General features: G+C 70.8%; 18 protein-coding genes. 11 read left to right on the top strand and 7 right to left on the bottom strand.

The window, feature by feature from the left end; genetic code table 11:
• Positions 1-71: 71 nt before the first annotated feature.
• A complete protein-coding gene (locus AC1RVY_RS02915) occupies positions 72-857 on the top strand; it encodes a carbon-nitrogen hydrolase family protein (RefSeq protein ID WP_218338605.1) in 786 nt (261 codons plus the stop codon).
• Entirely contained in the window at positions 854-2,215 is a 1,362-nt protein-coding gene (locus AC1RVY_RS02910; RefSeq protein WP_369642437.1) for a 3-deoxy-D-manno-octulosonic acid transferase, read from the top strand. The genes AC1RVY_RS02915 and AC1RVY_RS02910 overlap by 4 nt, the downstream gene beginning before the upstream one ends.
• Here the strand turns inward: AC1RVY_RS02910 and AC1RVY_RS02905 are convergent.
• From AC1RVY_RS02905 to AC1RVY_RS02880, 6 genes are all read right to left on the bottom strand, one after another.
• Positions 2,208-3,542: a TolC family outer membrane protein gene (locus AC1RVY_RS02905; protein ID WP_218295048.1), complete on the bottom strand. Its 1,335-nt coding sequence runs from the start codon at positions 3,540-3,542 to the stop codon at positions 2,208-2,210. The two genes, AC1RVY_RS02910 and AC1RVY_RS02905, sit on opposite strands and share 8 nt — an antisense overlap.
• Before the next feature lie 84 nt (positions 3,543-3,626).
• The gene (locus AC1RVY_RS02900) at positions 3,627-3,968 is read right to left on the bottom strand and encodes a rhodanese-like domain-containing protein (protein WP_218295047.1); all 342 of its coding nucleotides are present in this window, start codon (positions 3,966-3,968) and stop codon (positions 3,627-3,629) included.
• A gap of 47 nt (positions 3,969-4,015) precedes the next feature.
• Positions 4,016-4,729, bottom strand: a complete 714-nt coding sequence (locus tag AC1RVY_RS02895) for a protein-L-isoaspartate O-methyltransferase family protein (RefSeq protein ID WP_218295046.1) — start codon at positions 4,727-4,729, stop codon at positions 4,016-4,018.
• A gap of 25 nt (positions 4,730-4,754) precedes the next feature.
• Complete coding sequence (locus tag AC1RVY_RS02890; RefSeq protein WP_369642438.1) at positions 4,755-7,955, bottom strand: efflux RND transporter permease subunit; 3,201 nt, start codon at positions 7,953-7,955, stop codon at positions 4,755-4,757.
• Between the two features lie 15 nt (positions 7,956-7,970).
• Positions 7,971-9,137: an efflux RND transporter periplasmic adaptor subunit gene (locus AC1RVY_RS02885; RefSeq protein WP_218295044.1), complete on the bottom strand. Its 1,167-nt coding sequence runs from the start codon at positions 9,135-9,137 to the stop codon at positions 7,971-7,973.
• A gap of 2 nt (positions 9,138-9,139) precedes the next feature.
• The gene (locus AC1RVY_RS02880; RefSeq protein WP_218295043.1) at positions 9,140-9,862 is read right to left on the bottom strand and encodes a TetR/AcrR family transcriptional regulator; all 723 of its coding nucleotides are present in this window, start codon (positions 9,860-9,862) and stop codon (positions 9,140-9,142) included.
• A 93-nt stretch (positions 9,863-9,955) separates the two neighbouring features.
• Between AC1RVY_RS02880 and msrA the strand changes: the two genes are divergently transcribed.
• Positions 9,956-10,495 carry a peptide-methionine (S)-S-oxide reductase MsrA gene (msrA, locus tag AC1RVY_RS02875; RefSeq protein WP_218295042.1) on the top strand — a complete coding sequence of 180 codons (540 nt, stop codon included), beginning with the start codon at positions 9,956-9,958 and terminating at the stop codon, positions 10,493-10,495.
• Between the two features lie 32 nt (positions 10,496-10,527).
• Here msrA and AC1RVY_RS02870 read toward each other — a convergent pair whose 3' ends face one another.
• Positions 10,528-11,502: a class I SAM-dependent methyltransferase gene (locus AC1RVY_RS02870; protein ID WP_218338601.1), complete on the bottom strand. Its 975-nt coding sequence runs from the start codon at positions 11,500-11,502 to the stop codon at positions 10,528-10,530.
• A gap of 163 nt (positions 11,503-11,665) precedes the next feature.
• Here AC1RVY_RS02870 and AC1RVY_RS02865 point away from each other — a divergent pair, with 163 nt between their 5' ends.
• From AC1RVY_RS02865 to AC1RVY_RS02830, 8 genes are all read left to right on the top strand, one after another.
• The gene (locus AC1RVY_RS02865; RefSeq protein WP_492253199.1) at positions 11,666-12,502 is read left to right on the top strand and encodes a DUF6597 domain-containing transcriptional factor; all 837 of its coding nucleotides are present in this window, start codon (positions 11,666-11,668) and stop codon (positions 12,500-12,502) included.
• 219 nt (positions 12,503-12,721) lie between these two features.
• Positions 12,722-13,147 carry a Fur family transcriptional regulator gene (locus AC1RVY_RS02860; RefSeq protein WP_218295321.1) on the top strand — a complete coding sequence of 142 codons (426 nt, stop codon included), beginning with the start codon at positions 12,722-12,724 and terminating at the stop codon, positions 13,145-13,147.
• Positions 13,144-13,824: an ABC transporter ATP-binding protein gene (locus tag AC1RVY_RS02855; protein WP_218295039.1), complete on the top strand. Its 681-nt coding sequence runs from the start codon at positions 13,144-13,146 to the stop codon at positions 13,822-13,824. Before AC1RVY_RS02860 ends, AC1RVY_RS02855 begins: the two co-directional genes overlap by 4 nt.
• Positions 13,821-15,059, top strand: a complete 1,239-nt coding sequence (locus AC1RVY_RS02850) for an ABC transporter permease (RefSeq protein ID WP_492245946.1) — start codon at positions 13,821-13,823, stop codon at positions 15,057-15,059. Before AC1RVY_RS02855 ends, AC1RVY_RS02850 begins: the two co-directional genes overlap by 4 nt.
• A gap of 37 nt (positions 15,060-15,096) precedes the next feature.
• Positions 15,097-15,351 carry a hypothetical protein gene (locus AC1RVY_RS02845; RefSeq protein ID WP_218295037.1) on the top strand — a complete coding sequence of 85 codons (255 nt, stop codon included), beginning with the start codon at positions 15,097-15,099 and terminating at the stop codon, positions 15,349-15,351.
• A 223-nt stretch (positions 15,352-15,574) separates the two neighbouring features.
• Positions 15,575-16,171, top strand: coding sequence for a DUF3299 domain-containing protein (locus AC1RVY_RS02840; RefSeq protein WP_492805216.1), 597 nt, complete (start codon positions 15,575-15,577; stop codon positions 16,169-16,171).
• A 58-nt stretch (positions 16,172-16,229) separates the two neighbouring features.
• Positions 16,230-16,739, top strand: coding sequence for a hypothetical protein (locus tag AC1RVY_RS02835; protein WP_492805215.1), 510 nt, complete (start codon positions 16,230-16,232; stop codon positions 16,737-16,739).
• Between the two features lie 259 nt (positions 16,740-16,998).
• Complete coding sequence (locus AC1RVY_RS02830; protein WP_492805214.1) at positions 16,999-19,128, top strand: TonB-dependent receptor domain-containing protein; 2,130 nt, start codon at positions 16,999-17,001, stop codon at positions 19,126-19,128.
• Positions 19,129-19,132 lie beyond the last annotated feature (4 nt).

The raw sequence follows: 19,132 nt of genomic DNA, 5'->3' as shown, positions 1-19,132 counted from the left end.
GGCGCGATGATGCCCACACGGCGCATTCGCCCCGCCGGACTTTCCCTGACCCTTTCGCCCATCCGCCGACCGTGAATTCGCACCTGTCCACCCCCCTGCGCATCGCTGCCGCGCAGTCGCCGTCCGTGCCCGGGGACGTGGCGCGCAACGTGCAGACGCACCTGGCCTTTGCGCGGGTGGCGGCGCACCACGGGGTGCAGGTGCTGGTGTTTCCGGAGCTGTCGCTCACGGGCTACGAGCCGGCGGTGCTGGCCGCCCAGGTGCTGGATGCCGACCATGGTGTGCTGGCGCCGCTGCGGCAGGCGGCGCGCGACCACGGCATGGCGCTGGTGGTGGGCGCGCCCGCGGCCCCCGTGGCGCCGGGCGCGCTGCTGCCCTCCATCGGCGCATGGGTGCTGGGCGCCGATGGCAGCGCGGCGCTGTACCGCAAGCGCCATCTGCATGCCAGCGAAGCGTCATTCGCCAGCGCGGGAATGGACGACGCGCAGGTGCACCTGCTCGCCGGCGAACCCACGGGGCTGGCCATCTGCGCCGACATCACCCACCCCGAGCATGCGCGCGCCGCGCACGGGGCGGGCGCGGTGCTCTATGCCGCCAGCGCGCTGATTTCCGAAAAAGGCTACGGGCCCGAGTCAGACCTGCTGCGCGGCTATGCGCGGGACCACGGCATGGCCGTGCTCCTGGCCAACTACAGCGGGGCCTCGGGCGGCTACGCCAGCGCCGGCCGCAGCGCGGTCTGGGAGCCTGGGGGCGGGTGCGTGGCCGCGGCCACGCACGACCGGCCCTGCCTGGTCTGGGCCGCGCGCGGCGACAGCGGCTGGAGCGGCGGCGTGCTGGACCTGCCCCTTCCGGTATGAACGCCGCGCGGGCCCTGTATTCGCTGGTGACCTGGTGCGCGCAGCCGCTGCTGCGCCGCAAGCTGCGCCGCCGCGCGGTGGCCGAGCCCGGCTATGGGCATGCGGTGGGCGAGCGGTTTGGCCGCTACCCGGCGCCCATGGACAGCCTCATGCCGCACAGCAGCTCCGACCCGCTCGGCCGCTTTGTCTGGATCCATGCCGTATCCCTGGGCGAAACCCGCGCCGCCGGCATCCTGCTCGGGCAGCTGCGCGAACAGCTGCCGGGCATGCGCCTGCTGCTCACCCACGGCACGGCCACGGGGCGGGCCGAGGGCGAGCGGCTGCTGCACCCCGGTGACGTGCAGGTGTGGCAACCGTGGGATACGCCGGGCGCGGTCGCACGTTTTCTGCGCAAGTTCCGCCCGGCCATCGGCATCCTCATGGAGACGGAGGTCTGGCCCAACCTGGTGGCCGGCTGCCAGCGGCGCGGCGTGCCCCTGGTGCTGGCCAATGCGCGCTTCAACGCCACGTCGCTGCGCAAGGCCCAGCGGCTGGCGCCGCTGGCGCGCCCGGCCTATGGCGGCCTGGCCGCCGTCTGGGCCCAGACCGAGGACGACGCGGCCCGCCTGCGGGCCATCGGCGCCCCGGTGCGCGGCGTGTTTGGCAACCTCAAGTTCGATGTGGTGCCCGACGCCGCCCAGACCGCCCAGGGCCGCGCCTGGCGCGCGCGCGCGGGACGCCCCGTGGTCCTGCTGGCCAGCAGCCGTGAGGGCGAGGAGGCGATGTGGCTGGAAAATTTCAGGCAAAAACAGGCTCCAGCGCTTGCTGACAAAGCGCCAGCAGCTATCAATAGCGAAGCAGGTAACGTGCAGTGGCTCATCGTGCCGCGCCACCCGCAGCGTTTTGACGAGGTGCACCAGCTGCTCCAGCGCGCCGGGCTCGGCGTGTCGCGCCGCAGCACCTGGGCGGCCGGGCCCGAGGCGGCCGATGTGTGGCTGGGCGATTCGCTGGGCGAGATGGCGCTGTACTACGGCCTGGCCGACGTGGCCTTGCTGGGGGGCAGCTTTGCGCCGCTGGGCGGCCAGAACCTCATCGAGGCCGCCGCTGGCGGGTGCCCGGTGGTGCTGGGGCCGCACACCTTCAATTTTGCGGAGGCGGCCGAGCTGGCCTGCGCGGCGGGCGCCGCGCAGCGCGTGCCCGACATGGCCGCCGGCATCGCGTGCGCTGCGGCGCTGGCACTGGACGCCAGCCGCCAGCGGGCCGCCAGCGAACGTGCGGGCCGTTTCGCCAGCGACCACCGCGGGGCCGCGCTGGCAACGGCCCGGGCGGTGCGCGCGATCGTGCAGCCCGCCGGGGCTTCCCTGTCTCCCTCTACTTGACGAGCAGCGCGTTGATCGCCTCGACGTCCTGCTGCGTCAGCGTGCCCGCCGCCTGGCGCAGCTTGAGCGTGCCCAGCAGCACGTTGTAGCGGGCCTGGGCCAGGTCGCGCTTGGTCTGGAAGAGCTGGCTCTGGGCGTTCAGCACGTCGATGTTGATGCGCACCCCCACCTGGTAGCCCAGCTTGTTCGCGTCCAGCGCGCTCTGGCTGGAGGCCTCGGCCGCTTCCAGGGCCTGCACCTGGCCCTGGCCGGACTGCACGCCAAAGAAGGCAGCACGCGTGGCCTGGGCCACGTTGCGGCGGGTGGTTTCCAGGTCGGCCGTGGCCTTTTCTTCCAGGGCCAGGGTTTCCCTGATGCGGTTTTGCACCGAGAAGCCGGCGAACAGCGGCAGGTTGAACGCCACGCCCACGCTGGCGCTGTTGGTGCGGTTGTTCACGCCGGGCGACGTGATGGTGCCGTTCGGGTTGCGCGTGATGTTGTATCCCGCCTGCAGGTCCACCGTGGGCAGATGGCCGGTTTCGGCCTTCCTGGTTTCCAGGCGGGCGATGTCCAGCGCGATCGCGGCCTGGCGCACGCCGGGCTGCTGGTCGCGCGCGGTATCCACCCAGGTGGTCACGTTGTCGGGCTGCACGGAGGGCAGCGGCACGGGCAGCGCCAGGGGCTTGGGGGTGGTGCCGGTGATGCCCACGAGCTGGTCCAGCGCCAGGCGCTTCACCCGCAGGTCGTTTTCGGCGGCGATTTCCTGCGCCACCACCAGGTCGTAGCGGGCCTGGGCTTCGCGCGAGTCGGTGACGGTGGTGGTGCCCACCTCGAAGTTGCGCTTGGCGGAGGCAAGCTGTTCCGACACTGCAGCCTTTTGCGCCTGCACGAAGGCCAGGGTGTCCTGCGCCGCGAGCACGTCAAAGTAAGCCTGGCTCACACGCACCAGCAGGTCCTGCGTGGCCGCATCCAGCTGCGCCTGGGCGACATCCACGCCACGCTGGCCCTGTTCGAGGGTGATGCGGTTGGCGGGGCGGTACAGCGGCTGCGAGGCCTGCACGCCCAGCGTCTGCGTGGTGCCGGTGTTTTCCACCGGCGGGCGGCTCAGCTCCACATTGGCGCGGCTGAGCCCGGCCGTGAGCCCGGCGCTGGGCAGCAGGCCCGCGCGGGCCTGGTCGGCGCGGCGGGCCGCCGCATCGAGCTGGGCGCGGGCCGATTGCCACGCCGTGTCATAGGTGCGGGCCGATTCCACCAGTTCCAGCAGGCTCTGGGCTTGCGCCGGGGCACACAGTGCCGCGCCGAGCGCCAGGGACAGAAGGGACAGGGAGAGGGGCCGTAGCGGTGTCATGGAGGTCCTTCGGAAAAGAGTCTGCGTGTCGAAAATGGGGCAAAACAGGCGCGGTGGCTGCGGGCGGTCCGGCCGCCGCCGTCGTCAATAGCGGGGCACGGCGGGGTCGCTTTCCTGCGACCAGGCGTCGATGCCGCCGGTGATGTTGGCCACCTGCTCAAAACCGTGGTGCTGCAGGAAGGCCGCCACGCGCAGGCTGCGGGCGCCGTGGTGGCACAGGCAGGCGATGGGGCGGGCGGGGTTCAGCTCGGCCAGACGCCCGGACAACTCGCCCATGGGGATGGCGGCCAGCTCGAAGCCGTCCGCACGCACGCTGGCGGTCTGCAGCTCCCAGGGCTCGCGCACGTCCAGCACCAGGGGCTGGCCGCCTTCGGGGGCGGCGGCGAACCAAGCGGACAGCTGGGCGGGACGGACGTGATCGATCATGCAGGACTCCGAAGGGGACTCAGGATGCAAGGCTCGGGGAGCCGGGGTCAGAACGTGAAGCCGGACGGCTCGGGGAAGTTCACGAGGCGCGGCGCGATGGTGTCCCAGGGCGACACCGTCTCGAAACGGTCGCCGGCGCGGCGGGTCACGGTGAAGCGCATGACGGGTTCGCCGCCGACGATGGCGCCCAGGCGGCCGCCATCGCGCAGGTGCGACAGCAGGGCCGTGGGGACTTCGGCGACCGAGCCGCTGAGCACGATCACGTCGAACGGGCCATCGGGGATGGCATCGCGGGCGCCGTCGCCCTGGCGCACGTCGGCATTCTGGATGCCCGCGTCGCGCAGGTTCTCGCGGGCCATCTCGGCCAGCTCGGGGTTGATCTCGAGGGACACCACGCGCTCGGCGCGGTGGGCGAGCAGGGCGGCCATGTAGCCGGAGCCCGCGCCGATCTCCAGCACGCGGTCGGTGGGCTTGATTTGCAGGTCCTGCAGGATGCGCGCCTCGACGCGCGGCTGCAGCATGCTGTGGCCTAGGCGCACGGCCTCTTCGGCGTCGTTGCCGAGCAGGGGCACTTCAATGTCCATGAACGCCATGTTGCGGTAGGCCGGAGGCACGAAATCTTCGCGGCGAACGATCGCCAGCAGGTCCAGCACGTCGGCGTCCAGCACGTTCCAGGGGCGGATCTGCTGCTCGATCATGTTGTAGCGGGCCTGGGCGACGGGGTCGCTGGTATTGGCGGACGTGTTCAGAGGCATGTTCATGGGATTTCTCCAGGGGAGGCGTGGGTCAGGACAAACCCTCGATTTTAGAGGCCCCGGCCAGGGGGCGGCCGCGGCCCATGCGGCGAAGGGCCCATTGCGCCAGATCGTCCATGTAGCAATACACCACCGGCACCACCACCAGCGTGAGCAGCGAGGAGGTGATCACCCCCCCGATCACCGCCTGGCCCATGGGCGCGCGCTGCTCGGAACCCTCGGACAGCGCGAACGCGAGCGGCACCATGCCGAAGATCATGGCCAGCGTGGTCATGAGGATGGGGCGCAGCCGCACGCGCGCGGCCAGCAGCAGGGCGTCGGCGCGGGGCAGGCCGGGCACGGTGCGGCCTTCGTCGTTCACGTGTTCCTCGCGGGCGCGGATCGCGAAGTCCACCAGCAGGATGGCGTTCTTGGTCACGAGGCCCATCAGCATCACCACGCCGATGATGGAGAACATCGACAGCGTGGAGCGGAACATCAGGAGCGCCAGCACCACGCCGATGAGCGTGAGCGGCAGCGAGGTCATGAGCGCCAGCGGCTGCAAAAAGCTCTTGAACTGGCTCGCCAGGATCATGTAGATGAAGATGATGGCCATGGCCAGGGCCGAGATGGCATAGCCGAAGGACTCGGCCATGTTCTTGGTGGAGCCGCCGAACTGGTAGCGGTAGCCGGGCGGGAAGCTCACGCTCTCGAGCGCCTTCTTGATGTCGTTGGACACCTCGCCGGCCGAGCGCTGGGCCACGTTGGCGTTCACGGCCACCTCGCGGGTCAGGTCGCGCCGGTTGATCTGGTTGGCGCCGGTGGATTCGGTCACGCGGGCCACCTGGTTCAGGCGCACGATGCGCGTGGTTCCGTCGGCGGCCGTCAGAGCGAAGGGCAGGCGCTCCAGGTCGGCCGGGGCGGTGCGGGCCTCGGGGGCCAGGCGCACATTCACGTCATACGTCTGGTCGTCCGGAGCACGCCAGTTGCCCACCGTGGTGCCTGCCACCAAGGTGCGCAGCGATGCGGCCATGGGGGCCACGGCCAGGCCGAGGTCGGAGGCGGCCTCGCGGCGCACATCGAGGGCGATCACCGGCTTGTCGGGCTTGGCGCTGGTGTCCAGGTCCACCAGGCCCGGGATGTCGCGGATCTTGTCCGTGACGATCCTGGTCAGGCGCTCCAGCTCCTGCAGGTCGGGGCCCTGCAGCGAGAACTCCACCTGCTTCTGGCCGCCCACGGCATCGAGCAGGCCCACGTGGGTCACCGTGATGCCGGGCACCTGCTTCAGGCGCTCGCGCAGCACGTCCGACATCTGGTCCACGCTGCGGCTGCGGTCCTTGCGGTCCACCAGGCGCACGTACAGATTGGCGTACATCTTGCCTTGCGCGCTGCCGGTGTTGATGGTGGCCAGGGTGTAGCGCACTTCCGGCATCTCGCGCAGGATGCCTTCCACCTGCCGGGCCTTGGCCTCGGTCGCTTCCAGCGAGGAGCCCACCGGCGTGTAGAAATTGACGGTGGTTTCGGAGAAGTCGGCCTTGGGCACGAACTCGGTGCCCAGCAGCGGCACCATGAAGATGCTCAGCACGAAGATGGCCAGCGCAATGCCCATGGTGGCCAGCTTGTGCACCAGCGACCAGCGCAGGATGCGCTGGTAGCCTTCGGCCAGCGCATCGGTGGCCCGGTCGAACCAGCCCGTGACGCGGCCGATGGTCTTGTCGTAGAACGTGACCGGCTCGGTGCGCTGCCCGTGGGCGTGGATGCTCGGGTCGTGCCAGATGCTCGACAGCATGGGGTCGAGCGTGAAGCTCACGAACATCGAGATCATCACCGCCGCGACGATGGTGATGCCGAACTCGTGAAAGAACTTGCCGATGATGCCGCCCATGAAGCCGATGGGCATGAACACCGCCACGATGGACAGCGTGGTGGCCAGCACCGCCAGGCCGATCTCCTGAGTGCCGTCCATCGCCGCGTCGTAAGCGCCCTTGCCCATCTGCACGTGGCGCACGATGTTCTCGCGCACCACGATGGCATCGTCGATCAGCAGGCCCACGCACAGGCTCAGCGCCATCAGCGTGATCATGTTGATGGTGAAGCCGAACATGTTCATGAACAGGAACGTGCCGATCAGCGCGATGGGCAAGGTGAGGCCCGTGATCACCGTGGAGCGCCAGGAGTTCAGGAACAGGAAGACGATGAGCACCGTGAGGATGGCGCCCTCGATCAGCGTCTGGCGCACGTTGTTCACCGCCACGCGGATGGGGCGGGCGCTGTCGCCGATGGTCTCCAGCCGCACGCCGGGCGGCAACTGGCTCTTGAGTTCGGCCACGGCGGCGGTCAGGCCGTCCACTACCTCGATGGTGTTCTCGCCCTGCGACTTCTGCACCGACAGCAGCAGCGTGCGCTGGCCGTTGTACAGGGCCAGACTTTCGACTTCCTGCGCGCCGTCGTTCACGCGGGCCACCTGGTCCAGGCGGACGGGCGCACCGTTCTTGCGGGCGACGATGATCCTGCCGAAGTCCTCGGGGCGCTGCATGCGTGCGTCGATCTGCACCACGCGCTCCTGCGCGAGGGACCGGATGGAGCCCACGGGCAGGTCCTGGTTCTCGTTGCGCACGGCGCTGGCCACCTGGTCGGGCGTCACGCCGAAGGCTTCGAGCGCCTGCGGGTTCAGGTAGATGTTGATCTCGCGCTTGGTGGCGCCCACCAGGTTCACGGCGCCCACGCCGCGCACGTTCTCCAGGCGCTTCTTCAGCGTCTGCTCGGCCCAGGTGGTCAGCTCCACGGCACTGCGGGCCGTGGCGCCCGCCGTGTCGTCCGGCAGCACGGCCAGCGACCACACGGCCCGGCTGGCGGGGTCGAAGCGCAGCACGCGCGGCTCCTTGACCTCGGTGCGCAGCAGGGGGCGCACGGTGGCCACCTTCTCGCGCACGTCCTCGGCGGCCTTGCGGCCGTCGATGTGCAGCTGGAACTCGATGATGACGACGGCCGTGCCCTCATAGCTGCGCGAGGTGAGGGCGTTGATGCCGGCGATCGAGTTGACGCCTTCCTCGATCTTCTTGGTGACTTCGCTTTCGACGATTTCCGGCGACGCACCGGGATAGTCCACGGTGACCACCACCACCGGGAAGTCGATGTTGGGGAATTGATCGACCTTCAGGCGCTGGTACGAGAACAGGCCCAGCACCACGATGGCGAGCATCACCATGGTGGCGAACACGGGGTTCTTGAGGCTGACTTTGGTGAACCACATGGCGGTGCGGCGCGGTCAGGGGGCGGTGCGGGGCACGGAGGCCGGGGCGGCGGGCGCGGCAGCCGCCACGGCGGTGCCCTCGCGCAGCTGTCCGATGCGGCCGGCGATCACGGGCGTGCCCTCGGCCACGCCCTCGATGGCGACCCAGGTCTGGCCGCTCAGCACCGACCGCGCACCGGTCTTGACCTCCACGTAGGCCACGCGGCCGTCCTTGAGCGTCTGCAGGTAGGGCGCTGGCTTGTCGGTGCGCACGGCATCCAGCGGCACGGCCAGCACCTCGGCGCGGCCGGTGTCGAGCGTGCCCTGCACGAACAGGCCCTGGCGCAGCGGCGTTTCGCCCCGGGCCTGCTCCACCCGCAGGTAGACGGGCACCGTGCGGCTGCCGGCCTGTGCGCTGGGGTTGATGCGCGCCACGGTGGCGGGCACGGGCACGGCCGAGCCTTCCATGGTGAGCAGGGCCTTCTGGCCCACGCGCACGGCCAGCGAATCGGCGGGGCTCAGCAGCGCCTCCAGCTCCAGGCGGGAGAGGTCCACCACCTCGATGATGCGGGCGTCCACGGCCACGCGCTCGCCGGGCTGGGCCAGGCGCTGGGCCACCAGCCCGGTGATCGGGCTCTTGAGCACGGTGTCGTCGAGCGCCTTGCGCGCCACGTCGGCGGCCGAGACGGCGGCCTGGTGGCTCGACTGCGCCGCCTCCAGGCTGGCCTGCGAGGTGACCAGCGCCGTGGGCGAAATGAAACCCTGGTCCACCAGCGCGCGGTTGTTGGCGTATTGCCGCTGGTTGATGTCCACCTGGGACTTGGCGGCATCGGCCTGCTGCTGCGCCTGGCGCAGCCGTGCGCGGGCTTCGGTGGGGTCGATGCGGGCGATTTCCTGGCCGGCCCTGACGCTGTCGCCCTCGCGCAGGATGAGGCCCTGCAGTTCCCCGCCCACGCGGGCCTTGACCATGGCCGACTCGACCGCCCGCAGCGAACCCGACACCGGCACTTCCAGCGTGAGGCTCTGGCGCCGCACGGTGACGATCTCGTCCGCGGCCAGCTGCAGCGGCGCCTGCGCCTTCTGGGCGCTGGCCTCGCTCAGCGCCTTCTGCTGCGCCTGGCGGGCCGCCATGGCGCGCCACGCGCCGCCGCCCAGCAACACAACGACGATGGCTGCCGCCACCCAGGGAATCCAGCGTTTCATGGTCAGGCGCCGCGCACGGGCGGAGAAGAAGAAGGGGAGGAGGAGGGAGGGGCGCACGGGGGGGCATCGGGCCGCACGAGCAGCCCATGCAGCACGTTGTCGATCTGCGCCTGGATGAACAGCTCGGGCTGCAGGCCCAGGCCGTCGGGGATGCAGACCGCCAGCGAGTGTTTCCACATCATCAGGAAGATCATGGGGGCCAGCACCACGTGCACGATGTAGTCGAGCGCCACCGGCCGGAACTCGCCGCGCTCGATGCCGCGCTGGATGATGCGGCGGATCAGCCCCTGGCCCGGCTGGATCACTTCCTGCTGGTAGAACTGCATGATCTCGGGGAAGTTCTGGGCTTCGCTGAACATCAGCTTGGTGATGCCCGAGGCCTTGGTGGAGCCGATACGCTCCCACCACACCTCGTAGCAATAGCGCAGCAGCTCGGCGGTGGTGCCTTCGAAGGTCTCCAGCTCCTGCGTCCACTCCTCGAAGCGGCCGGCGATGTTGTGCCGCACCACGGCCTTGAAGAGTTCTTCCTTGCTGGGGAAATACAGGAACAGCGTGCCCTTGGAAACCCCGGCACGCGCCGCCACCTCATCCACACGGGTCGCGGCGAAGCCCTTCTCGACAAAAAGGTCCAGCGCCGCTTCCAGCAGCTCGCCAGGACGGGCTTCCTTGCGGCGCTCGCGCTTGGTGCCCGGGGGGGCGGAAGAGGGGTTGGGCGTGGGGGACAAGGGAAATTCTGTTAATGACTGACCGGTTAGTAATGTAGCAAGCACCTGCCGGAGCGTCAATTCATAATCGCAAAGCACAACCAAAGGACCACCATGACCTTGCAAACCATCACTCTGGGCGGCGGCTGCTTCTGGTGCACCGAGGCCGTGTTCGACCGCGTGCGGGGCATCACCGACGTGGAGAGCGGCTATACCAACGGCCACACGCTGAACCCCAGCTACGAGCAGATCTGCCGGGGCGACACCGGGCATGCCGAGGTGGTGCGCCTGACGTTCGACGCCGACGAGATCAGCCTGGAGGAGATCCTGGAGATCTTCTTCCATACCCACGACCCGACCACCCTCAACCGCCAGGGCAACGACGTGGGCACGCAGTACCGCAGCGGCATCTACTACGACAACCCCGCGCACGGCGACATCGCCCACGGCATGATCCGCCAGATGTCGCAGGACAAGCTGTTCGGCGCGCCCATCACCACCGAGGTGAAGCCGCTGGCCAACTACAGCGCGGCCGAGGCCTACCACCAGGACTACTTCGCGAACAACCCGAACCAGGGCTACTGCGCCTTCGTGGTGGGCCCCAAGGTGGACAAGTTCCGCAAGACCTTCGCCCGCTATCTCAAGCCGGCGTGACGGAGCGGCGGTGACGCAGGCCGCGGCGGTGGTCACCGGGCCGCCGCGGGGGCCCGCGCACCCACACGCACCCGCACGACGCCACCCAGCAGCCCGCCCAGCACCCGCTGGCGCCGCGTGCTGGGCCGGTGGGCCAGCAGCGTGCTGCGGATCATGGCGGGCGTGATGAACTCGGCGGGCTCGAAGCCATGGCCCGCCAGCAGGGCCCGCAGCTCGGCATCGCGCAGGAAACACCGCCAGGGTTCGCCCATGCGGCCGAAACGCCGCGCCATCAGGCCCAGCGCCAGCTTGCGGCCCCATTGCAGCGCCCCCGGGCGGCGCACGTAGTCAAACACCAGCACGCTCCCCGGCGCCGCCCCGGCACCGATGCGCGCGAGCGTGGCCTGCACGGCCGAGGGGGCGAGGTACATCGTCACGCCCAGCCAGGAGAACACCGTGCGCTGGCCCGCGTCCAGGCCCTGAGCCGCCAGCTGCTCCATGAAATCCTGGCGCTCGAAGTCCACCGGCACATAGGCAGCCCCCGGAGGCATGCGCAAGCCCGCCGAAGCGGCCAGGCCCCGCTTCCATGCCTGGGTGGACGGGTGGTCCACCTCGAACACGCGCGCCAGGCCGCGCGGCCATTCACCGCGCAAGGCAAAGGTGTCCAGGCCCGCGCCCAGCACCACGTACTGGGTGGCCCCGGCGGCCACGGCCTCGCGCAGCGTGTCCTCGGCAATGCGGCTGCGCACTGCCAGCGCGCCGCGCATGGCCTGCGAAAAGCTCCCCGCGTCCCTCGCAAGGCCTTGGGGGCCATCGCCCTCAAGCGCCTGCCGCACCTGCGCGGCCCCGGCGGGGCCCAGGATGTCCAGCGCCAGCGGGTCGGCGAAGATCTCGCCGCCCTCGATCAACTGGTGCCGGGCGCGTGCGATGCCGCACAGCAGGGCGGTATGGCTGGGCCGCGCCGATGCCAGCAGCGGCTGCTGCGGGGTGGAGGGGGCAGGTGCGGCGGAGCGGGTCGTGGGTGTCATGGTGCGGGTGATTCTGGCGCGCACCGGCGGTGCCGTCTTGAACGTTTTCGCCAGGCGCGGCGTGCCGCAGGCCTGGCGCCTGGTGGTCCAGCGTTGGGATCCGGGGCGGACCTGTTTACGATGCGTGCCTGTGCGAATCCGGTTCCAGCTCCCTTTTGCCACCGTGGTCCTGCCGCCTGCGCCGCTGGCGGGGTGCATCCGCGCGTACATCACCAAGGACACCACGCGCCGGGCGCACGGCACGGCGCAAGGCCCACAGCTCAACCGCTATCCGGCCTCGGTGTACTGCGGCATCGCCTGGTACCTGGAGGGCAGCTCCGAGCAGCTCGGCCCCGGCCAGCAGGCGGTGCGGGCGCTGCCGGCCACGCTGCTGCTGGGGCCCCAGACCCGGCCGCTGGTGACCCGCAACCCCGGCCCGGTGCGCACCTTTGGCGTGGTCTTCCATCCGCAGGCATTCCACCGGCTCACGGGCCTGGACATCAGCACCCTGGTAGACGGACTGCTGCCCGTGCAGGACGTTCTGTCGCCCGCCTGGCTCGCGCTGTGCGACGGCGTGCGCGCGGCCGCCAGCGATGCGCAGCGGATGGCGCTGCTGGAGGACTTCGTGGCCAGCCAGGAACCTGCGCATGCCGAGGCCCCTGCGGCGGGCGCCGCCGCGGCCGTGCGCTGGATGCGCGAATTGCAGGCCCACGCTGCCGCCCGGGGCCTGGGGGGCAGCCTGCGCAGCCTGGAGCGCCACGTGCGGACCTGGGCCGGCCAGTCGCTGCGGCGCCTTGGCTGGCTGTCGCGGGCGGAAACCGCGCTCACGCGGGCCCGGCTGGAGAGCGAACAGTCGGGGCACGCGCCACGCTGGCACGACGTGGCGCTGGGCGCGGGCTATGCCGACCAGGCCCACCTGTGCCGCGAGACGCAGCGCGTCACGGGACAAAGCCCCTCCGAGCTGGCCCGGCGCGTGCAGGCCGAGGACGAAAGCTACTGGCTTTACCGCCTCTGGTCCTGAGGCCTCGCGCCCCGGGACGGTGCTGGCGCGGCGGCCAGAAGGCACTGAAGAGGCGGGATGGCCCGTGCCAGCGGGCGGTGATTGCCGCCGCGGGGTGCCGGCTGCCTGCATAATGCAAGCTGATTGCGTTACAGGCGCCGCCGCCCCGCACCCGCCATGCCCACACCCCGCCGCTCCCCCGCCACAGTGCCCGCCGCCACCTGGACCTTGCCCGCCGGCATGCGCGCCACCCGTGCCACGCGGGCACTGGCGGCGCTGTACGCGGCGCGCCCCGAGGCTGCGTTGTCCGAGGCAGAGGTGGAAGCCGCGCTGGCTGGCGCTGGCGCCCCCGTCAACAAGGTCACCGTCTACCGCATGCTCGACCGGTTTGCCGCCGCGGGCCTGCTGCACAAGCAGGTGGATGCCGCCCGCGTCACGCGCTACGCGCTCGCGCCGCAGGGCGACGACGGCGCGGCGCCGCGCTTTGAATGCGATGACTGCCACCGCCAGTTCCGCCTGTCGCAGGGCTCGGCCAAGGTGCGGACCGCGCTCAGGCAGGTGCTGCAGGCACTGGCCACGGCGGGGCATGAGAGCCTGGCGGTGGACATCGCGGTGCGCGGCCGCTGCGCGGGCTGCGCGCACCCTGCCGAGGGCGCCGCCGCATGATCCGCACCCGGGGCCTTTCCTATGCCTACCCAGGCGGCGACGCGCCGCTGCGCTTCCCCGATGTGGACCTGCGCCAGGGCGGCACGCTGCTGCTGCGGGGGCGCTCGGGCACCGGCAAGTCCACCTGGCTGTCGCTCATCGCCGGCCTGCGGGGTGCCAGCGGCGGCGATCTGTTCGTGGCGGGCACCCAGCTGGGCACGCAGCGGGGCGCCGAGATTGACGCCTGGCGCGCGCGCAGCATCGGCTTTTTGCCGCAGAAGCTGTACCTCTCCAGCGCGCTCACGGTGGCCGACAACCTGGCGCTGGTCTACTTTGCCGCCGGGCTGCCGCGCGACGATGCCGCCATCACCCGTGCCTTGGCGCAGGTGGGCGTGGCCGAACTCGCCACGCGCCGGCCGCACCAGCTCTCGGGCGGGCAGGCGCAGCGCGTCGCGCTGGCGCGGGCCGTGCTGCTGTCGCCCGAGCTGCTGCTGGCCGACGAGCCCACGGCCAGCCTGGACGACGAGGCCGCCGCCGATGCGCTGGACTTGCTGCGGCAAAGCGCCGCCGCCTGCGATGCCAGCCTGGTGATTGCCACGCACGACCAGCGCGTGGTGCAGGCCCTGGCCAGCGCGCAGATGCTGGATTTGAACGAAATTGGCCCCGGGCGCTTGCAGGACAAGCGCGAAAAGCTATGAATTCAGTAGCAATCAAGCTGGCCCGCCTGTCCTGGCGCTACCTGTGGTCGCGCCCCCTGGCGGCCGTGCTCAACCTGCTGGTGCTCACGCTGGGCCTGGCGGCCATCACGCTGGTGCTGCTGGTGGCCACGCAGCTGGACAAGGCGTTCGAGCGCGACCTCGCGGGCATCGACCTCGTGGTGGGCGCCAAGGGCAGCCCGCTGCAGCTCATCCTGGCGGGGGTGTTCCACATCGACGTGCCCACGGGCAACATTCCGCTGCAGGAGGTGCAGGCGCTGCAGAAGAACCCGCTGGTGGCGCAGGTCATCCCGCTCAGCCTGGGCGACAGCTACCAGGGTTTTCGCATTGTGGGCACCACGCCCGACTACGTGGCGCACTACGAGGCCGCGCTGGCCGAAGGCGCGCTGTGGCGCCAGCCCATGGATGCGGTGCTGGGCGCCACCGTGGTGCGCGGCATTGCCAGGGCCGGCCATGGCGGTGCGCCGCTGGTGGGCGCCACCTTTGTGGGCAGCCACGGGCTGGGCGGGGGAGGGCACGCGCACGGCGACCACCCCTACCGCGTGAGCGGTGTGCTGGCGCCTTGCGGCTGCGTGCTCGACCGGCTCATCCTCACCAGCACCGAATCCGTCTGGATGGTGCACGAGAGCGCCATGGCCACCGATGACGAGGACCTGGAACTGCTGAAGGACGACCGCGAGGTCACCGTGGCCCTGGTGCGCTACCGCACGCCGCTCGCCGCCGTCACGCTGCCGCGCCGGATCAATGCCGACACGGGCATGCAGGCGGCCGCGCCCGCCATCGAGGTCACGCGACTGCTGCGCCTGCTGGGCGTGGGTGCCGATGTGCTGCGCGCCTTTGGCGGCGTGCTGCTGGCCGTGGCGGCCCTCAGCGTGTTCATCGCGCTGTGGAACGCGGTGCGCGAACGCCGCGCCGACCTGGCCATGCTGCGCATGCTGGGCGCGCCGCCGGGCCGCGTGGCCGGGCTGGTGCTGTGGGAGGCCCTGTGGCTGGCCGCCATGGCCTGCGCCCTGGGCCTGCTGCTGGGCCACGGCCTGGCCCACGCGCTGGGCTGGGCACTGCAGGCACAGGGCCTGCTGCCCGTCAGCGGCCTGGTGTGGCTGCCCGCGGAGGCCGGCGTGCCGCTGCTGGCCGCCGGCGTGGCGGCCCTGGCGGCGTTGCTGCCAGCGATGCAGGCCTACCGCACCGAGGTCGCGGACCTGCTGAGCCAACCCTGAATTTCCATTTCCGACCCACCGATTCGAAAGGTTCACCATGAAGAAGCTCTTCACCGCCCTGGCCCTGGCGCCCCTGCTGCTGGCGGGCGCGCTGGCGCATGCCCAGGGCGCGCATTCCGACAAGGAAACCAAGGCCGATGCCGAGCGCCACCGCGCCATGGCCGCCGCGCACGAGGCCGCCGCCAAGTGCCTGGAGGCCGGCAAGGGCCACGACACCTGCCAGAAGGAACTCCAGGCCGCGTGCAAGGGTCTGGGCATTGGCAAATACTGCGGCATGCGCCACATGCACTAAAGCTCCCCCCTGAGGCGCTGCGCGCCTTCCCCCCTGAGGGGGGGACGCCCCCGGTGGCCCGGCGGAGCCGGTTCCACGGGGGCACTGGCATGGGGGCGCGCCGGTTTTGTCGGGCGCAGCCGCAAATAAGGTCGGGTGGAGTCAAGTGGTTCCTCGACGGCGTTGATGCGGTCATGGAACAGTTGGCCCTGTGCGCACGGGGCGTTCACGGAAGGGGATTTTTATGCACCATCGTTTGTTGCCTCGGTTTGTGCCCGGGCGCTCTGTCGCTCTGCCTTTGGCGCTGGCGTTGGGTGTCGGCATCTCCGGCACCGCCCTGGCACAGGGCCAGCCTTCCGCGGCGCCTGCGCTCAGTTCGCCCTTGCCGGCGGGGGCTGGGGGTGCGCCGGTGGCGGGTGTGCCGTCGGGCTCCGGTGCGGGCTACCACAGCCCGAACAGTCCCATCGCGCCGCTGCCGCAGCGCAATGACGTGGTCCCCTGGTCGGTGCTGACCGACCTGACCAAGAAAACGACCAAGGACGGCATCCTGCCCGTGTTCAACGACGCGCAAAAGGGCATGGACAAGACCACGCAGCGCATCCAGGGCTTCATGATGCCGCTGGACGCCAAGGCCACGCAGACGCACTTCCTGCTCACCTCGGTGCCGCTGACCTGCTCGTTCTGCCTGCCCGGCGGGCCCGAGAGCATGGTCGAGGTCAAGGCCAAGACGCCCGTGCGCTATTCGCTGGAGCCCGTGGTGGTCGAAGGCAGGTTCACCGTGCTCCACAACGACCAGTACGGCCTGTACTACCGCGTGGTCGAGGCCGTGCCGGTGAAATAATCGCAGGTTGCCGGCGCTTTGCCTGTCCGCGCCGCCCCCGCCCCCTATTTTTTTTACCGTGACCTCCACCTTCCGCCCCCGACCAGCCACGCGGCCGCATGCCCTGCGCGGCGCGGGGCAGGGTGCGCGCGGGCAAGGGCGGGGGAGCCACCGCCTGCCGTCGCAGGTGGTGCGGCTGGCGCTGGCCTGGCTGCTGCTGGCCCTGGTGGCCGTGCCCACGCTCGGGCGCCTGCACCAGGTGGTGCACGGCGGCGCGCTGGACCGGGTGCATGCGGGGCAGGCGCTGTCTTCCGCCGCATCCGCGGCGTCCATTGCACCAGGGGCCGCCGCTTCGGCGAGCGGCGACGGGCACGGCCACGGCCTGCTGCTGCCGCTGCTCCTGGGCCACCACGCTCCCGTCGATTGCCTCGTGCTCGACCAGCTCGCGCTGGGCGATGCCCTGCACAGCGCCCCCCTGGCGCTGCCCCATGCGGTGCCCGCGCAGGCACCGTCCGCCGACCCCGCGGGGCGCGTCGCCGTCGCGCATGTCGCGCTGTTCCAGGCGCGCGGCCCGCCCGGCCGGGCCTGAAGCACCACGCCCCGGGCCTTTTCCACGCGCCGGCCGCCCCCGCCTCTGCCGCAGGGCCGCGAACGCCGCCGGAGCAGGTTCCCCCACGGCGCACCCCGTGCTTCGTTTACATCAAAACTCCTGATTTCATAGCTGCCAGCGCTTGACCATCAAGCGCTGGAGGCATTTTTTATTCATGGCTTCCCGCCCCGTGGCGTGAAGCCGCGCGCTGCACGCCTGGCCTGGCCGGCGCGGCGCGCCCCCTGTTGCAAGCATCACCATGATCCACACCTCCTTTGCCCCTTGCGCGCCAGCGCGGCGCGCCCGTCCAGCCCTCCACCCCGTGGCCCTGGCCGCCATGCTGGCGCTGTCGAGCGCGGGCAGCGCCCACGCGCAGGCCGCGCCCGCCGCCGCCGGCCCCGCCACCGAGGCAGCGCCCAGCCTGCCGTCCGTCACCGTGTCGGCCAGCGGCCTGCAACTGGGCGCCAGCGACATGACCACGCCCGTCACCGTGCTGGAGGGCGACGAGCTCGTGCGCCGCCGCGAGGCCACGCTGGGCGAGACGCTCAACAGCGAACCCGGCATCACCAGCAGCCACTTCGGCGCCGGTGCCAGCCGCCCCATCATCCGCGGCATGGACGGCCCGCGCGTCAAGGTGCTGAGCGACGGCGCCGAGCTGCACGACGCCTCCACCATCAGCCCCGACCACGCCGTGGTCTCCGAGCCCTTGCTCGCCACGCAGATCGAGGTGCTGCGCGGCCCCTCGGCCCTGGTCTACGGCAACGGCGCCGTGGGCGGCGTGGTCAACGTGCTGGACGGCAAGATCCCCACCGCCATCCCGCCAAAGGGCTACGAAGGCAGCGCCGAGCTGCGCGCCAACACCGGCGCGGGCGAAGGGGCGGGGGCCTTCTCGCTGACCGGCGGCGCGGGCAACCTGGCCGTGCACGTGGAAGGCGTGGCGCGCGACGCGGGCGACTACCGCGTGGGCAAGGGCTGGGCCCCCGAGGGCGAGCCCGCCCGCAAGGTGCTGGGCAGCTTCAACCGCACGAACACCGGCAGCGTCGGCCTGTCGTGGGTGGGTGAGCAGGGCTACCTGGGCGCCGCCTACACGCGCCAGAGCGCCAAGTACGGCCTGCCGGGCCACAACCACAGCTTCGAGGGCTGCCACACCCATGGCGACCACCTGCACTGCGGCGCCCACGCGGGTGAAGGGGAAGACGGCCACGACCACGGCGCCGAAGAGCATGGCGACGTGCCCGTGGTGGACCTGCGCAGCGAGCGCTTCGACATCCGGGGCGAGCTGCGCAACCCCTTCGCCGGCTTCTCGGCCCTGCGCCTGCGCGCCGGCGTCACCGACTATGTGCACGACGAGGTCGAGGACGGCGCCATCAGCACCACCTTCAAGAACAAGGCCTACGACACCCGCATCGAGCTGCAGCACGAGCCCATCGCCGGCTTCAAAGGTTTGATCGGCCTGCAGACCTCGCAGCGCAAGTTCAGCGCCGAGGGCGAAGAGGCCTATGTGCAGCCCACGGTCACCCGCAAGCTGGGTTTCTTCGCGCTGGAGGAATACCGCGTGGGCGACTGGCGCTTCGAAGCCGCCCTGCGCCACGACCGCCAGACCGCCGAGGCCCAGGCCAGCGGCATCGAGCGCAGCCACAACGGCACGTCGGCATCGCTGGGCGCGGTGTGGAAATTCACGCCCGGCTACCAGGTAGGCACCTCGTTCACCCGCGCCAGCCGCGCGCCGTCGGCCGAAGAGCTGTACGCCCAGGGCCTGCACATGGCCACCAGCACCTATGAGCGCGGCAACGCCGACCTGCGCTCCGAGATCTCGCAGAACATCGATGTGAGCCTGAGGAAGACCAGCGGCGACACCACTTTTGGCGTGAGCATCTTCCGCAACCGCATCAACAACTACATCTACGGCCGCACGCTCGATGCGGTGGACGGGCTGCAACTGCTGCAGTACAGCCAGGCCGACGCCACCTTCACCGGCATCGAAGGCCAGGTGCGCCAGCGCCTGAACCGCAACCTGGGTATCACCCTGTTCGGCGACACCGTGCGCGCCCGGCTCAACGACGGCGGCGGCCTGCTGCCCCGCATCCCCGCCACGCGCGCGGGCATCCGCCTGGACGGCAACTGGCAAGCCTGGGAAGGTCAGGTCGAATGGGTGCAGGTGGCCCGCCAGAACCGCGTGGCGGAGTTCGAAACCGCGACGCCGGGCTACGGCATGCTGAACCTCGGGGTGAGCTACAACGGCCAGTTCAGCAGCGGCACGCCGTGGCAGGTGTATCTGAAGGCGAACAACCTGACGGACCGCCTGGCGTATGCACACACCAGCTTCATCAAAAACGCAGCGCCGCTGATGGGGCGCAACGTGACGGTAGGGGTGAAGGTGGCTTTCTAAAAGC

The sequence above is a fragment of the Acidovorax sp. GW821-FHT11A03 genome (assembly GCF_058809075.1).
This window is presented reverse-complemented; position numbering and strand designations above follow the sequence as displayed.

What these genes read in the sequence shown, in the direction of transcription:
- AC1RVY_RS02910 (WP_369642437.1), top strand. Translation starts at nt 854, where the DNA reads ATGAACGCCGCGCGGGCCCTGTATTCGCTGGTGACCTGGTGCGCGCAG.
- AC1RVY_RS02905 (WP_218295048.1), bottom strand. Translation starts at nt 3,542, where the DNA reads ATGACACCGCTACGGCCCCTCTCCCTGTCCCTTCTGTCCCTGGCGCTC.
- AC1RVY_RS02900 (WP_218295047.1), bottom strand. Translation starts at nt 3,968, where the DNA reads ATGATCGATCACGTCCGTCCCGCCCAGCTGTCCGCTTGGTTCGCCGCC.
- AC1RVY_RS02895 (WP_218295046.1), bottom strand. Translation starts at nt 4,729, where the DNA reads ATGAACATGCCTCTGAACACGTCCGCCAATACCAGCGACCCCGTCGCC.
- AC1RVY_RS02890 (WP_369642438.1), bottom strand. Translation starts at nt 7,955, where the DNA reads ATGTGGTTCACCAAAGTCAGCCTCAAGAACCCCGTGTTCGCCACCATG.
- AC1RVY_RS02885 (WP_218295044.1), bottom strand. Translation starts at nt 9,137, where the DNA reads ATGAAACGCTGGATTCCCTGGGTGGCGGCAGCCATCGTCGTTGTGTTG.
- msrA (WP_218295042.1), top strand. Translation starts at nt 9,956, where the DNA reads ATGACCTTGCAAACCATCACTCTGGGCGGCGGCTGCTTCTGGTGCACC.
- AC1RVY_RS02870 (WP_218338601.1), bottom strand. Translation starts at nt 11,502, where the DNA reads ATGACACCCACGACCCGCTCCGCCGCACCTGCCCCCTCCACCCCGCAG.
- AC1RVY_RS02860 (WP_218295321.1), top strand. Translation starts at nt 12,722, where the DNA reads ATGCGCGCCACCCGTGCCACGCGGGCACTGGCGGCGCTGTACGCGGCG.
- AC1RVY_RS02855 (WP_218295039.1), top strand. Translation starts at nt 13,144, where the DNA reads ATGATCCGCACCCGGGGCCTTTCCTATGCCTACCCAGGCGGCGACGCG.
- AC1RVY_RS02850 (WP_492245946.1), top strand. Translation starts at nt 13,821, where the DNA reads ATGAATTCAGTAGCAATCAAGCTGGCCCGCCTGTCCTGGCGCTACCTG.
- AC1RVY_RS02845 (WP_218295037.1), top strand. Translation starts at nt 15,097, where the DNA reads ATGAAGAAGCTCTTCACCGCCCTGGCCCTGGCGCCCCTGCTGCTGGCG.
- AC1RVY_RS02840 (WP_492805216.1), top strand. Translation starts at nt 15,575, where the DNA reads ATGCACCATCGTTTGTTGCCTCGGTTTGTGCCCGGGCGCTCTGTCGCT.
- AC1RVY_RS02830 (WP_492805214.1), top strand. Translation starts at nt 16,999, where the DNA reads ATGATCCACACCTCCTTTGCCCCTTGCGCGCCAGCGCGGCGCGCCCGT.